9 protein-coding genes and 1 pseudogene are annotated in these 14,267 nt (G+C 68.1%); 4 read left to right on the plus strand and 6 right to left on the minus strand.

The features are described 5' to 3' along the window. Positions 1-122 precede the first annotated feature (122 nt). From BR98_RS08835 to BR98_RS08850, 4 genes are all read right to left on the minus strand, one after another. A complete protein-coding gene (locus BR98_RS08835; protein WP_035841552.1) occupies positions 123-980 on the minus strand; it encodes a glycoside hydrolase family 43 protein in 858 nt (285 codons plus the stop codon). 139 nt (positions 981-1,119) lie between these two features. Further along, positions 1,120-2,034, minus strand: coding sequence for a carbohydrate ABC transporter permease (locus BR98_RS08840; protein WP_035841554.1), 915 nt, complete (start codon positions 2,032-2,034; stop codon positions 1,120-1,122). A gap of 12 nt (positions 2,035-2,046) precedes the next feature. Then, positions 2,047-2,919 carry a carbohydrate ABC transporter permease gene (locus tag BR98_RS08845; protein ID WP_035841555.1) on the minus strand — a complete coding sequence of 291 codons (873 nt, stop codon included), beginning with the start codon at positions 2,917-2,919 and terminating at the stop codon, positions 2,047-2,049. 78 nt (positions 2,920-2,997) lie between these two features. Then, complete coding sequence (locus tag BR98_RS08850) at positions 2,998-4,218, minus strand: ABC transporter substrate-binding protein (RefSeq protein WP_232247293.1); 1,221 nt, start codon at positions 4,216-4,218, stop codon at positions 2,998-3,000. Between the two features lie 415 nt (positions 4,219-4,633). On the opposite strand from BR98_RS08850, the gene BR98_RS08855 reads away from it, so the two are divergent. After that, the gene (locus BR98_RS08855) at positions 4,634-5,707 is read left to right on the plus strand and encodes a LacI family DNA-binding transcriptional regulator (RefSeq protein ID WP_157537521.1); all 1,074 of its coding nucleotides are present in this window, start codon (positions 4,634-4,636) and stop codon (positions 5,705-5,707) included. Positions 5,708-5,917: 210 nt separating this feature from the next. Here the strand turns inward: BR98_RS08855 and BR98_RS41005 are convergent, their stop codons facing one another. Further along, positions 5,918-6,745 (minus strand): DeoR/GlpR family DNA-binding transcription regulator, encoded by an 828-nt coding sequence (locus tag BR98_RS41005; protein ID WP_051969471.1) that lies wholly within the window; start codon positions 6,743-6,745, stop codon positions 5,918-5,920. A gap of 737 nt (positions 6,746-7,482) precedes the next feature. On the opposite strand from BR98_RS41005, the gene BR98_RS08865 reads away from it, so the two are divergent. The 3 genes and pseudogenes from BR98_RS08865 to BR98_RS41010 form a co-directional block, all read left to right on the plus strand. After that, positions 7,483-8,769 carry a glycoside hydrolase family 27 protein gene (locus BR98_RS08865; protein WP_232247295.1) on the plus strand — a complete coding sequence of 429 codons (1,287 nt, stop codon included), beginning with the start codon at positions 7,483-7,485 and terminating at the stop codon, positions 8,767-8,769. A 1,191-nt stretch (positions 8,770-9,960) separates the two neighbouring features. Further along, a complete protein-coding gene (locus BR98_RS08870) occupies positions 9,961-12,075 on the plus strand; it encodes an RICIN domain-containing protein (protein WP_083976408.1) in 2,115 nt (704 codons plus the stop codon). Positions 12,076-12,210: 135 nt separating this feature from the next. Further along, positions 12,211-12,564 (plus strand): annotated as a pseudogene (locus BR98_RS41010) (integrase core domain-containing protein); the annotation flags it as partial. Positions 12,565-12,700: 136 nt separating this feature from the next. On the opposite strand, the gene BR98_RS08880 reads toward BR98_RS41010, so the two are convergent. Further along, entirely contained in the window at positions 12,701-14,218 is a 1,518-nt protein-coding gene (locus BR98_RS08880; RefSeq protein ID WP_035841558.1) for an alpha-N-arabinofuranosidase, read from the minus strand. Between the last annotated feature and the right edge of the window lie 49 nt (positions 14,219-14,267).

The raw sequence follows: 14,267 nt of genomic DNA on the forward strand, positions 1-14,267 counted from the left end.
CGACGCTTCATTGCGACGCTCCTTGCAGATGAACGTTTCCTCCGCGCCGCGGGCTCGCGACGCGAATCTCAAAGCACCGGGCGGGCCGGCCGGACCCCGCCACCCGGAATCCGTGGCGGCCCTCACGACTCCGGAAGCGATGTCGGGAGGGCCGTTTCAAGGACGGAGGCGTGCCGCATGCCCGGCGGCAGGGTGAGCGAGAGGGGCTCCCACGCCATGCCGTCCTTGCTGCGGGCCGCTCCGTACTTCCCCTCGATGAAGTGGTCGAAGATCACGACCCACTCCTCTCCGCGGCGGAAGAGACACGGCCCCTCCACGAGTGAGGGGGTGATCGGTCCTGTGGGCGAGGCGTACGGACCACCGGGAGAGTCGAACGTGGTCACATGAATGTCCTTGTGGGCGGTGGCGGGGTCGTTGGTGCCGCGTTCGTCCTTGAAGGCCATGAGGAATCCACCGCCGTCCAGCTCGTGCACGGTGGCGTCGATGACCGAGTAGCCCGGATCGAAGAAGACCGACGGGTCCGAGAACGTCCTGAAGTCCTCGGTGGTGCAGTGCCAGATGCGGTGGTCCTGGCTGACGTACTCGAAGTCGCGGCCCTCGGCCGTGCTCCCGGACTCGACGACCGACGACCAGATCAGGTGGTACAGCCCGGTCGCGCGGTCCAGGAAGAACTCCGGGGCCCAGGCGTTGTGGGCCCCGTCCACACCTGCCATGACCGGGACCAGTCGCTGATCCGACCAGGTGAGGAGGTCCGCAGAGGTGGCGTGGACTATGCCGGGACTTGTCCAGCCGTCGGTGGCCAGCAGATGGAACAGGCCGTCGGGTCCCACCCCGATGAACGGGTCCCGGAGCCGACCGGTGCCGACGGTGCCCCGCAGAACGGGTCGGCCGCCGTTCACCGTTCTGAACTCCTCGCCGTCGTGGCTGTAGGCCAGGTGCAGGGCCTCGTCGGCGTCGGTGAAGTATGAGACCACATACATCGGTGGGAAGGTTCCTTCCGGACGTCGGGGCGCGGGACGCCCTTGGACGAGGGTGAGCTGGCCATGCCGGATGCCGCCCGCGGCCGCTGTTCTGCGGACTCCACGGGCCCACGGCGTAAAGCTGACGGCCAGACGGGGTTCAGGACTTGACGGCCCCGGCGGAGATGCCGGCGACCACCTGGCGCTGCAGGAAGATGAAGATCACCAGCAGCGGCAGGACGCCGAGCAGGGCCGCCGGGAACAGGGTGGTCGGCTGGACCGTGTGCGGGTCGATGAAGGAGTAGGCGTTGACCATCACGGTGCGCTTGGCGGGATCCTGCAGGAAGACCAGCGGGACCAACAGGTCGTTCCAGATCTGCAGGGAGATGAAGGTCAGCAGGGTGCTGGTGACCGGGCGCAGCAGCGGCAGGATGATCGTGAAGAAGGTACGGAGCGCACCGCAGCCGTCGAGGGCGGCGGCCTCCTCCAGATCGACCGGGATCGAGCGGATGAAGCTGGTGTAGAAGAAGACGGCCAGCGGAAGGTTCAGCGCCGTGTAGATGAGGACCAGCCCGGTGTAGCTGTCCAGCAGGTCGAGGTCGCGCATCAGCAGGTACAGCGGTGCCACGACGACGAACACCGGGACCGAGGTGCCGAGGATGAACAGCCGGTACACCCAGGCGGACCAGTTCTGGGTGAGGCGGGCCAGCGGGTAGCTGGCGAGCGCCCCGATCACGGTGATGCACACGCACGACAGGCCGGTGATCAGCAGGGTGTTGAGCGCGCTGGGGCCGTAGTGCATCTGGCCGAAGACGTCGGAGAAGTTCTTCAGGGTCAGGGAGTGCGGAAGACCCAGGGGGGACCGGGTGACGTCCGCCGCTGTGCGCAGCGAGGTGGTGATCGTGAACAGGAACGGCAGGACGAACAGCACCGTGCCCAGGCACAGCAGCGCGGTGCCGAGCGGGCCGCGGACGCGGCGAAGACGCGTCCGCCAGGTCCCGGGGCTGCTGCCGGTGCGTCGGTGGTCGGCTGCGGGCCGCGGCCCGCTTCGCGGCGTAAGGGTCTCGGAGGTCATGGTGGCGGCCTGTCAGATTCGTCGCTCGCGAAGGCGGAGCAGGGAGGAGGTGGCGCTGGAGAGGACGACCACGGTCGCGAGCAGCAGGACGGAGACGGCGATGCCGAAGGCGAACTTCCCGCCGCCGAAGACGTTGCGGTACACCAGCAGGGTCAGGGTGTCCGTCGAGCCGGCCGGTCCGCCGTTGGTCAGGACGAGTGGGAACTCGAAGACCTTCAGCGAGCCGATGAGGCTGAGCGTCACGTTCACGGTCAGTGCGGGCGCGAGCAGCGGCCATTCCACGCTGCGGAAGCGCCGCCATCCGGTGGCGCCGTCGACGGCGGCCGCGTCGAGCAGTTCGGTGGGCATGCTCATGTAGCTGGCGAGGAAGATGGCGCACGAGTAGCCGGCGAACATCCAGATGTTGACGGCAGCCACCGCGTAGAGCGCGGTGGACGGGTCGCCGAGCCAGACGTGTTGCAGCCCGTCGAGGCCGAAGACGCCGAGCAGTGCGTTGATCCCGCCGCTCGGAGCGAACAGGTAGGACCAGATGAACGCGGCCATCATCGGCGAGATCAGAGTCGGCGTCAGCAGGACCACGCTGAGCACCTTGCGGACCTTGGGCCGGCGGAACAGCATGCTCGCGAAGAGCAGGCCGAGGGCGTTCTGCACGACGACGACCACGATCGCGTAGAGCACGGTGTGCCACAGGGCCGCCGTGACCTGTGGCTTGTCCATCATCGCGCGGTACTGCTCCAGGCCGACGAAGTCGGCCCGCGGACCGCCGAGGCTGTTGGTGAGGCTCAGGTAGACGCCTCGCACCAGCGGATAGATCATGAACACGCCGTAGACGGCGATCGCGGGGAGGAGGAAGGCGGCCATGGCGGTCCGCCTGCGGTGGATCACGGAGAGTCCTTCCGTCGGCTGGTGGCCGCGGTGGGGAAGGCACAGGGAGGTTCCCCACCGCGGCTGTTCAGGAGCCGGTTACTTGGCGGTCGCCGCGGCCTGAATGTCCTTCAGCGTCTGGTCGGCGGACTTCTGGCCCAGCAGGAACGCCTGGAGCGCGGTGCCCGCGGCGGTCTCGGTCGGCCCGCTCAGCCAGGTGTTGGAGGGCATCAGCCGGTAGCGGCCCTCGGTGAAGGCGGCGCCGAAGGCGGTCGTCTCCTGGGCGATGGGGGTGGAGCCGTCGGTGAAGGGGGAGGCGCCGTTCTCGGCCTCGAGGAACTTGGACAGGTTCTGCGCCTGCGACCAGAACTCGACGTACTTGCGCGCGGCATCGGTGTTCTTGGACTGGGAGTTGACGCCCCACATGGTGCCCGTGAAGAACATGGCGTTGGGCTTGGTGCCGGCCGCGCCGCCGGGCCAGGGGGCGAAGGAGATCGGGAACCCGGCCTTCTTGACGCTCGAGATCTGCCACGCGCCCTGGTACCAGAAGGCACTCTTGCCGGCCATGAAGTCCTGCGAGCCCTGCGACCACTCGTCGACGCCGAGTTCGTCCTTCCAGTTCACGTAGCCCTGGTCGCCCAGCGCCTTGAGCTGGTTGAGCGGCTCCTGCCAGTCGGAGGGGATCGACGTCTTGCCGGCCAGGAAATCGGCGTCCCACTGCTTGTTCTTCTGGTAGACCACCGTCGAGCCGCTGGCCTGGAGGGCGGACTGGGCCGTCCAGCCAGCCTTGTCGGGCAGCGCGATCGGGTTGACCCCGGCCGCCTTCAGCTTGCCCAGGTCGTCGAGGAAGGTCGGCCAGTCGGTCGGCACCGCGCCGATGCCGGCCTTCTTGAGCAGGTCCGTGTTGGCGTACAGCCCGATACCGACCAGCTCCATCGGCATGGCCAGCGTCTTGCCGCCGTTCTGGACGAACGGCTTGGCCCCGTCGGAGATCTTGTTGGCCCAGGACTCCTTGGACAGGTCGGCCAGGTAGCCGGAGTCGCCCCACTTCTGCACCTTGGACGAGTCCACCATGATCACGTCTCCGGCCTTGCCGCCGAGCAGCTCGGGCTGGAGCTTCTGCATGTAGGTGTCGTTCGCGGTGACGTACTGGAAGTCGACCTTGATCTTGGGGTTGGCCGCCTCGAACGCCTGGTTGATCTCCGCGACGTTCGCCGGCTCCGCGCCGCCGCCCTTCCATGCCTCCACGTGGATGGTCACCGTGCCGTCCGCCGCGGTGCCGGACGATCCTCCGCCGCACGCGGCGAGTGACATCGCCATCGCGACGACTGTGGTGGCGACCGCGAGACGTCTCCCAGAGTGCTTCATTGCATACCTCACCCATTGCCGGCACAGCCGGACTCGTCGTGTCTGAAGGGGTTGCAACCGGTAGGCCGCTTCTGTGCGGGTCGGTGTGGAACCCGCGAGAAGGTCATGTTGACCAAGGTGGCGACGAAGTTACGCGCCGATGTCCGGGCACTGTAACGAAAAACTTAGGCAACATCTATACGTAACTTTGCGCAGCGGGTTTACCGCAGAGAGTTGTCATCGTGGCGGCCCTGGCTTGGGAGAAGCCTCCACAAGACGGGGGTTCGTTGACTCCGCAGGAGGCTTAACGTTACAGTCGGCAACATATGGGGGTGGCCTTTACCTCTCCGTGCGGCAACGCACCGAGTGGCTGGCATAAGGAGTTGGAGTGGCAGAGCGGGTGACCATCGCTCAGGTGGCCGAGGAAGCCGGCGTCTCGGCGATGACCGTGTCCAACGTCATGAACGGCAAGCCGGGGGCGTCCGAGGAGACCCGGCGCCGTGTCACGGAGGTGGCGGCGAGACTCGGGTACCGTCCGAACGTCGCGGCCCGCAATCTCAAAGCCGGCCGTACCGGGCTCGTCGGCCTCATCGCTCTGGACCTGACCACCCAGTACGGATTGGAGATCCTGCGCGGCGTCGCGGAAGAACTCGCCGGTGCCGAGCGGGAACTGCTCGTCAACGCCACCTACCAGGACGCGGTGCGGGAAATCGAGCGGATCGAGTTCCTGGCGCGTGGTCTCGTCGACGGTGTGCTCATGATCGCGCCGGTCCTGGAGGACCAGGCGGTCGAACTGCTGCGCCGACGGAACCTGCCCTGCGTGATCATCGACCCGCGGCGCCTGGATGTGCCGCTGCCTCGGCTGAGTGTCGACAATTACCACGGGATGCGCCTCGGTACACAGCACCTGATCGATCTCGGCCACACCCGGATCGCCTACATCCGCGGCGAAGAGGACCTCGAAAGCACCTCCCTCCGCTTCCAGGGCTTCCGGGACGCGATGCGGCTCGCAGGGCTGGGCGTCGACGAACGGCTCGTCGCCGAGTGCGACTTCTCCTACACCTGCGGCTTCCGTACCGCCTCTCGCCTGATAGCGGATCACCGTCCCACGGCGATCGTCGCCGGTGCCGATCTGATGGCCCTCGGCGCCATCGACGCGGCACGGGCCCACGGCCTCGACGTACCCACCGACTTCTCCGTCGTCGGCTTCGACGATCTGCCGCAAGCGGCCCAGAGTTTCCCCGGCCTGACCACCGTGCGCCAGCCGCTGCACGACATGGGCCAGAAGGCGGCCCGCGCGCTGCTGTCCCTCATCGACGGACAGCAGCTCCTCATGGACCACATGCAAGTGCCCACCGACCTCGTGGTACGCAACTCGACCGCCCCACCACCCGGCAGTGCACGGACCACCGCCGAGCGGAGCATGCGCGGACCGGCACCGCGGGACGGGCTCCGGGCCTGAGAAGCGATTTCCCAACGGGTCGACGGCCGATGGCCAACGCCGTGGACCTCGCCCTGCTCACGCCGTAACACCGTGACGCGGAGCCCCGGCGTCCGAGCTAGTTCCTGGACGCCGGGGAGTGCAAGGCGGGGGAACGGTGGTGCGGTACTGGCGGAGCTCCGTGCTGCGTCGCGGGGACGGGTGGCGTCCGGACGACACGGTGCACACCGCTCAGTCGCCCTCTCGGTGTCGAGCCGGTCTGTTTCCGGCGCCGGACCGACCGATTGCGCCGAGTACCGCGCCGCGTGCCCGGCTGGCGGAGTCGTCGGGTTCGGTGAAGACGGCATCGAGGTCGGACAGGGGCGCGAAGGGCGCCAAGGCACGGGCGCCGAAGACCGTGGACTCGGCCAGCAGGACGCGGCGACCGGCCGAGCGGAACAGCTGGCGTCGCAATTCAGCCTCGGCGAGGTCGTCGACGGTCAGCCCTGCCTCGGAATCGGCACCGGAGCAGTCCACGAACACGGTGTCCACCTGGATGCCCGCCAGCGCGCGCATGGCGATCGGCCCGGCGAGCAGCCCGCCTGGTCCGCGCTGGCCACCGGTCAGGATCACCGTGGGCGAGGTGTGGCTCGTGCTGTTGAGCAGGCCGTCGATTCTGAGCGAGTTGGTCACCACGGTGATGTCCTGACGCTGCGTCAGTTCAGCTGCCAGCAGCTCTATCGCGGGGCCGCCGACCAGGCCGATGGCCATGCCCGGCCGCACGGTGGCCGCCGCCGCGGCCGCGATTTCCCGCAGCTGCGCGCGCTGTCCGCCGGGTCGGTCGGGGCTGGGTTGCGGCGCGTGTGTCGCCTCGGGTCCGTTCAGCGCTCCGCCGTGTACCCGCACCGCGTGCCCCGCGGACTCGAGGGCAGCCAGGTCGCGGCGGATCGTCATGGGTGAGACGGCCCACCGAGCGCTCAACTCCTTGCTGCGGACCGCGCCGGAATGCTGCAGCTCGAGACGGATGCGGTTGCGGCGCTCCTGCGTGAGCGGGGCGGCATCGGGTGCTTGACGGGGCATCGCTCCTCCTGCTCCTCGGGTCGATCGGGCTCTGGCGCAAGGTGGCCGTGACGGGCCCCATGGCCAGGGACGGCCGGTGCCGTCTGCGGTGCCGGCGGCACCGGCTGTCCCTGCCGGGGGGCGTCAGGAGAGCTTGATCAGGGTGTAGTTGTCGCAGAATCCGGCGGACGAGCCGGAGTTCTTGTCGCAGTAGACGGTCGCTTCCGTGTGGGTTGGTGGAACCCGCGCGAAGGCAGTGTTGACCCAAGTGGCGACGAAGTCACGCGCCGCCGTCCGGGAACTGTAACGAAAAACTTAGGCGCCATCTATTCCTAACTTTATGCAGCGCGCCTACGACAGAGAGTCGCCACCTCGGCAGCTCTGCCCCGAGAGAAGCCTTCGCAAGGCAGGGTTTCATTGACTCTGCGTGAGGCTTAACGTTACAGTCGGCAGGCGTTAGAGTGTCGCCCTGGCGTCCCCGCATGGCAACGAACCGGGTGGCTGGCGCAGGCTTCGGCCAGGCTTTCTCACCCCGGGATCCGGTGCGACTGGGCCGTGCAGGCATAAGGAGTACGGACAGCAGCTCCTCGTGGACCACATGCAAGGGCACGCCGACCTCGCGGCACGCAACTCGACCGCCCCACCTTTCGAGCATGCGGGGGCGCTCTCATTACCTCCAGCACGATTGCGGTCCCAGGATCTGACGCAATCCGCCGCGCAGCTGTCCCGCCCCGCCGTACCTGTCCAGGAGATCAGCCATGACCCGGTCCACACGTCCGCTGCCCGAACGACACCTGCGTCCGCCGATGGGCTGGAACAGCTGGGACTGTTACGGCACCACCGTCACCGAGGAGGAGGTCCTGGCCAACGCGGCCTTCATGCGGGACCACCTGCTGAGCCACGGCTGGGACACCGTCGTCGTGGACATCCAGTGGTACGAGCCCACGGCCCGCGCGCACGGCTACAACCCGGACGCCCCGGTGGTCCTCGACGGCCACGGCCGCCAACTGCCCGCCCCGAACCGGTTCCCCTCCGCGGTGGGCAGCGCGGGATTCGGGCCGCTGGCCGACCGCGTGCACCAACTCGGCCTGCGCTTCGGCCTGCACATCATGCGCGGCATCCCGCGCCGCGCCGTCGCCGACCGCATGCCGGTGGCGGGCACCGGCTGGACCGCCGACGAGATCGCCGACACCGGCTCCGTCTGCCCCTGGAACGCCGACAACTACGGCCTGAACCACGACCACCCAGGAGCCCAGGCGTACTACGACTCCCAGGTCGCCCAGTTCGCCGACTGGGGCGTCGACTTCATCAAGGCCGACGACATGCTCTTCCCGTATCACGAACGGGAGATCGCCGCCTACGCCCGGGCCATCGAGCGCAGCGGGCGGCCGATCGAACTGAGCCTGTCGCCGGGCACCGACCTCTCTCTCGCCCACCTCGACCACCTGCGGGACAACGCCACCATGTGGCGGATCTGCGACGACTTGTGGGACAGGTGGGAGGACGTCGAAGCCCAGTTCGCCCGCACTGCGCGATGGGCCCCCTGGCAGGGTGAGGGCGGCTGGGCGGACGCCGACATGCTGCCCCTGGGCCGTATCGGCATCCGCGCCGAGCGCGGCGAGGACCGGCTGTGCTCCCTCACCCACCCGGAGCAGATCAGCCTGCTCACCCTGTGGGTCATCTCCCGCTCCCCGCTGATGATGGGCGGCGACCTCCCCACCAGCCCACCGGAGACCATAGAGCTGCTCACCAACGACGAAGCGCTCGCCGTCCTGTGGCACAGCACAGGCAACCGCGAGGTGCTCCGGGAGCAGAACCTCATCCTGTGGACCGCCGACGACACCGACCGGCGCACCCGCTACGCCGCCGTGTTCTCCCTGGCCGACACCCCCGAGCAGGTCACGGTACCGCTCGGCTCCATCGGGGCACGACCCGGCGACCACATCCGGGAGCTGTGGACCCGTACCGACACCCCGCACGACGGCCACAGCCTGCGCATCGACCTCCCGACCCACGGCGCCGCTCTCTACCGCCTCTCGCCATGAGGGGCATGCCCCAGCAGACGCCGGGCCCTAACGGATGGTGCGGAACAGCCGCCCGTTGCGAGCCTTCCTGTCATCCATAGCCCTCACCACTTACCCCGGTCCGTCGTCTCGCAGATCTGCCCACGATCGAGGACCACCCGTCGCGACCGCGGCCCTCCCGAGTCATCGCCCAACCGTTGCAGGCTGACACCGCCCGCAGCTCATGAGACTTCCTCGCCGCCGACCTCCCCGTCGGGGGCTTCGACTTCGTCTGCTCGGTGACCACGGTCCACCACATGGACTTCGCGCGGCCCCGAGGGGATGCCGGTCGCCGACCCACAGTTGAGCTACAGGGAGGTGCGGGCCGCCGTGCGTCGGCTGCTGCCCGACTTGCGGTACCGCCGGCATATGCTCCGCCGGTACTCGGTGGCCTGGGAGGAACCGCCTTCCGAACCGGCTGATTGTTTCTGACAGGGTGTTGGAGGGTGGCACACCTGCCGTGGCGCGGTCACGGAGCGTCAGGCGTGAAGCCCCCCTGATCTTGGACAGCGGATTTCTACGCTGCGGCGGGTGAAGTCGCGTTGCAGTCTGGTCCGGGTCTCGAGCGGGGTGAGGTTCCCCCGCCGCCGGTCATGTCGATCGCCCAGGTCACCTGGCTGCCGTCGGCCACGGCCATATCCGGCTCATCGCGCTCCTGACGTGCGTGTTCGTGTTGCTCGTGCCACGGACGACCTCGCCGGCATTGCTCTACTCAGCGACTTGTTCGTACCTCCTAGTCGGCGGCCGAGTCGTCGTGGGGTGCCGGGCGGCGAAGCGATTTGAGCCACGAGAGGCAGCCCTCTGATCTGTCACCTCGTCAACTCGCATAGTCGTTTCCCACCTGTGAATGCCATTCTGTGACCGGTCGTTCTTACGTGCCGGAAACCTTGACGCAACGCCGCAGCTGACCCATAGTGATGGCCGTCGCGCCGCTCACTCGTCGCCCTGCATCCTTCAAGGGGCACCCCGAGAACGGCCGTCGAAAATTGTGAACGCTAACATTCCGGCCCGCCGGGGAAGCCGCCGACCGCCCGCTCCAGCGGGCTCCGCTCAAGCCAGAGCGCACCGCGCCCCCAGGTTCTGTCCGAAATGTGACAGTCCCGGCCTTCAGCAAGCTCGTCGACCGGCGCCCCGCGGAGCGCTGGTGGTGGTCGACACGGGTTGCCGGACAAGATGAAAGGACTCCCTGTGCCCCAGTCACGTTCAACAGGCCTTTGGCGCCTGTGTCGAAATGCCCTAGTCCGGACCGTGGTGCTCGCGACAGCCGGGGTCGCCGCGCTCGTCGGTGTTCAGCATGGGGCGGCGACCGATCTCGCCCGCACCGAGCCGACCGCGGTGACGTCGAACCAGGTGTCCGTACCCGCGGCGCCGATGGGCTGGGCGTCGTGGAACAGCTTCGCCGCCAAGATCAACTTCAATGTGATCAAGTCGCAGACGGACGCCTTCGTGGCAGCCGGCCTGCCGGCCGCCGGATACACGGACATCAACATCGACGAGGGCTGGTGGCAGGGCACCCGCGACAGTGCGGGCAACATCACGGTCGACACCGGTGAGTGGCCCGGCGGAATGCGCGCCATCGCCGACTACATCCACAGCAAGGGCCTCAAGGCCGGCATCTACACCGACGCGGGCAAGGACGGCTGCGGGTTCTACTTCCCGACGGGCCGTCCGGCGGCACCGGGGACCGGCAGCGAGGGCCACTACGCGCAGGACATGCTGCAGTTCTCCAACTGGGGCTTCGACTTCGTCAAGGTCGACTGGTGCGGCGGCGACGCCGAGAAGCTCGACGCCAAGAGCACCTACCAGGCCATCAGCGACGCTGCCGCACAGGCGGCGGCCACCACAGGCCGCCCCCTGACGCTGTCCATCTGCAACTGGGGCAAGCAGAACCCGTGGAACTGGGGCGCCGGTATGGCCCCTCTGTGGCGGACCAGCGATGACATCGTCTTCTTCGGCAACTCGCCGTCCTGGTCCAGGATGCTGTCCACCTTCGACCAGACCCTGCATCCCTCGGCGCAGCACACCGGGTACTACAACGACCCGGACATGCTGATGGTCGGGATGACCGGCTTCACCGCCGCCCAGAACCGCGCCCACATGGGCCTGTGGGCGATCTCCGGCGCGCCGCTGCTGGCCGGCAACGACCTGACGACGATGACCGCCGAGACCGCCGGAATCCTGAAGAACCCCGAGGTCATCGCCATCGACCAGGATCCGCGCGGCCTGCAGGGCGTCAAGGTCGCCGAGGACACCACGGGCCTTCAGGTGTACGGCAAGGTGCTCTCCGGCAGCGGCAAGCGCGCCGTCGTCCTGCTCAACCGCACCTCCAGCACCCAGAACATCACCGTCCGCTGGTCCGACCTCGGCCTGACCGGCGCGTCCGCCGCCGTCCGCAACGTGTGGACGCAGACGGACGCCGGCAGCTTCGGCACCGGCTTCACCACCAGCGTCCCCGCCACGGACGCGGTGCTACTCACCGTCAGCGGCACCGAGGCGGCAGGCACCACCTACGAGGCGGAGTCCACCGCCAACACCAAGGCCGGATCGGCCGCCAACGTGGCCTGTGCCAACTGCTCCGGCGGCACCAAGGTGGGCGGCATCGGCAACGGCGCCGCCAACACCCTGCGGTTCAACAGCGTCGCCGCCGGAAACACCGGCGTCAAGGTCGTCGACATCGCCTACGTCAACGGCGACAGCAAGCCCCGCACGGCCCAGCTCCAGGTCAACGGGCAGACCGCCACCACCGTCTCCTTCCCGCCGACCGGCTCCTGGAGCACTCCCGGCACCGTCTCGGTCGAGGTGCCGCTGGCACAGGGCTCCGCCAACACGCTGACCTTCTCCAACGCCTCCGCCTGGGCTCCCGACCTCGATGCCGTCAAGGTGAGCGACCTCCCCGGCACGAACGGCAACGAGATCGTCGGCCAGCAGTCGGGCCGCTGCGCGGACATCTTCAACAGCACCATCACCAACGGCACCCAGGCAGCCCTGTGGGACTGCAACGCCGGCAGCAACCAGACCTGGACGTACACCGCGCGCAAGGAGTTCGTGGTCTACGGCAACAAGTGCCTGGACGCCTATCAGGCAGGTACGACCAACGGCACCAAGGTCGTCATCTGGGACTGCACCGGCGGCGACAACCAGAAGTGGAACGTGAACGCCGACGGCACCATCACCAACGTGAAGGCCGGCCTGTGCCTGGACGCTTCCAACGCGGCCACGGCCAACGGCACCGCCCTGGACCTGTGGGCCTGCAACGCCGGCGGCAACCAGAAGTGGACCCTGCAGTAAGGACGGCCGCTGCCCGCGGAGTGATCGACGGTCGATCACTCCGCGGGCCGCGCGATCGTGGAAACTCACTGCAACATGACGACCTTGAGCACGCCAAGGGCGGCGTGCGGGAGGCCGGACCGCTCGTGCCGACGCATCAACCCCGCCCCGCAGCGCACCGGCCCGACCTGGCACCAGTTCCTCACCACCCAGGCCCACGGCATCATCGCCGCCGACTTCCTGCACCTCGACACCGTGTCACTCAAGCGCCTGTACGCCCTGGTCTTCATCGAACACGGCACCCGGCGCGTGCATCTCGCCGGCGTCACCGACCACCCCACCGCCCACTGGACCGCGCAGCAATCCAGGAACCCTGCCATGACGCTGGAGTGCCGCATGGACTCGCTGCGCTTCCTCAACCGGGACCGAGACAGCAAGTGCACGAACGCCTTTGACGCCGTGTTCGAGGCCGACGATGTGGAGATTCTGCTCAGCCCACCCCGGCCACCGTCACCGACCTCCAGGCTCACCGAACCCGCCGACGACCTGGCCTTGGCGGCCTGATCAACGAGTATCACCACGCCGCTTGACCGCACGGCATCGCCGCAACTCACAGTGCCGAATCGTATTTTCGAGCGGCACAGGGTCAGCGCAGCGGCATCCGTACGGTGAGGAACGAGTGGGGCGGCAGGGTCAGAGCGAGTCCCTGACCGGTCGTCCTCAGGCTCTCGAAGGGGCGGGGGCTGACCGTTTCCGGGGCACCGGGGGTGTTGTGGTCCTGGAGGCGGTCGGCGGTCAGGATGCGGGCGGTCGGCTCGCCGATGGCGCGGCCGCGCAGGTCGAGGGTGACCTCGGCGGGTTCCTCGGCGTCGAGGTTGGACAGTGAGATCAGCGCCTCCCCGTCCTTGACACTGGCAGAGGCGGTCAGGGTCTCGAGTTCCACGTCCCCGACGGTGCGCCGGGCGTCATCGGCGCGGAGATGGACGGCGAGCGAGGTGGCGTCCTGGTGGCCCTTGTTCATCTCGAACACGTGGTAGGTGGGCGTGCGGACGAGGGTGTCGCCGTCGGTGAGGAGCATCGCCTGCAGGACGTTGACGGTCTGGGCGATGTTGGCCATGTACAGCCGCTCGGCGTGCCTGTGGAAGATGTCGAAGTGCGTGCTCGCCACGAGTGCGTCGCGCAGGGTGTTCTGCTGGTACAGGAAGCCGGGGTTGGTGCCGGGCTCCACGTCCCACCAAGTGCCCCACTCGTCCAGGACCAGGCCGATCCTCCGGCCGGGGTCGTAGCAGTCCATGACCGTGGAATGGCCGGTGAGGATTCGGTCGATCCTCCGAGCCGAGAGAATCGTCCGGTAGTAGTCGTCCGTGTCGAAGGCGGTGGCGCTGCCCTTCGCCTCCCAGGGGCCGGCCAGCGTGTAGTGGTGGACGGTGATGCCCTGGAAGAAGTTGCGCGGGGTGGCCTCGCAGCCGAAGCAGCTGATCTGCTGCATCAGCGTCTCGGTCCACTTGTAGTCGTCGCCGGACGCGCCCGAGGCGATGCGGTAGAGCTTGTTGTCACCGTGGTCCCGGCAGTACGTGGCGTACTGCCGGGCCAGGTCGGCGGAGTATTCGGCGCGCATGTTGCCGCCGCAACCCCAGGTCTCGTTCCCGATGCCCCAGAACTTCACGCGCCAGGGAGCCTCGCGGCCGTTGGCCCTGCGCAGCCGCACCATCGGGCTGTCGCCGTCACGCGTCAGGTACTCGACCCACTCGCTCATCTCCTGCACGGTGCCGCTGCCCACGTTGCCGCTGACGTACGGCTCGGCGCCGAGCAGTTCGCACAGGGCCATGAACTCATGGGTGCCGAAGTGGTTGTTCTCCTCGACGTCGCCCCAGTGGGTGTTGACCATTCTGGGGCGCTGGTCCCTCGGGCCGATGCCGTCCTTCCAGTGGTATTCGTCGGCAAAACAGCCGCCGGGCCAGCGCAGGTTGGGGATGTTCAGGGCGCGCAGCGCCTGCACGATGTCGAGGCGGATGCCGCCCTCGTTGGGTATCGGCGAGTCCTCTCCGACCCAGAAGCCGCCGTAGATGCAGCGGCCGAGGTGCTCGGCGAAGTGGCCGTAGAGGTGGCGGCTGATCGTCGGGCCCTCGATGTCGAGGTTGATGATCGCGGTGGCGCGGGTCACGGGCGCACTCCTGTGTGGGTGTGTGGGCGTGTGACACTCAAAGCTCACC

This window comes from Kitasatospora azatica KCTC 9699 (genome assembly GCF_000744785.1).
Classification (GTDB): Bacteria; Actinomycetota; Actinomycetes; order Streptomycetales; family Streptomycetaceae; genus Kitasatospora; species Kitasatospora azatica.

Coding starts and splice junctions, on each gene's coding strand:
- BR98_RS08870 (WP_083976408.1), top strand. CDS start 9,961: ATGAAAGGACTCCCTGTGCCCCAGTCACGTTCAACAGGCCTTTGGCGC.
- BR98_RS08835 (WP_035841552.1), bottom strand. CDS start 980: ATGTATGTGGTCTCATACTTCACCGACGCCGACGAGGCCCTGCACCTG.
- BR98_RS08840 (WP_035841554.1), bottom strand. CDS start 2,034: ATGACCTCCGAGACCCTTACGCCGCGAAGCGGGCCGCGGCCCGCAGCC.
- BR98_RS08865 (WP_232247295.1), top strand. CDS start 7,483: ATGACCCGGTCCACACGTCCGCTGCCCGAACGACACCTGCGTCCGCCG.
- BR98_RS41005 (WP_051969471.1), bottom strand. CDS start 6,745: ATGCCCCGTCAAGCACCCGATGCCGCCCCGCTCACGCAGGAGCGCCGC.
- BR98_RS08850 (WP_232247293.1), bottom strand. CDS start 4,218: ATGGCGATGTCACTCGCCGCGTGCGGCGGAGGATCGTCCGGCACCGCG.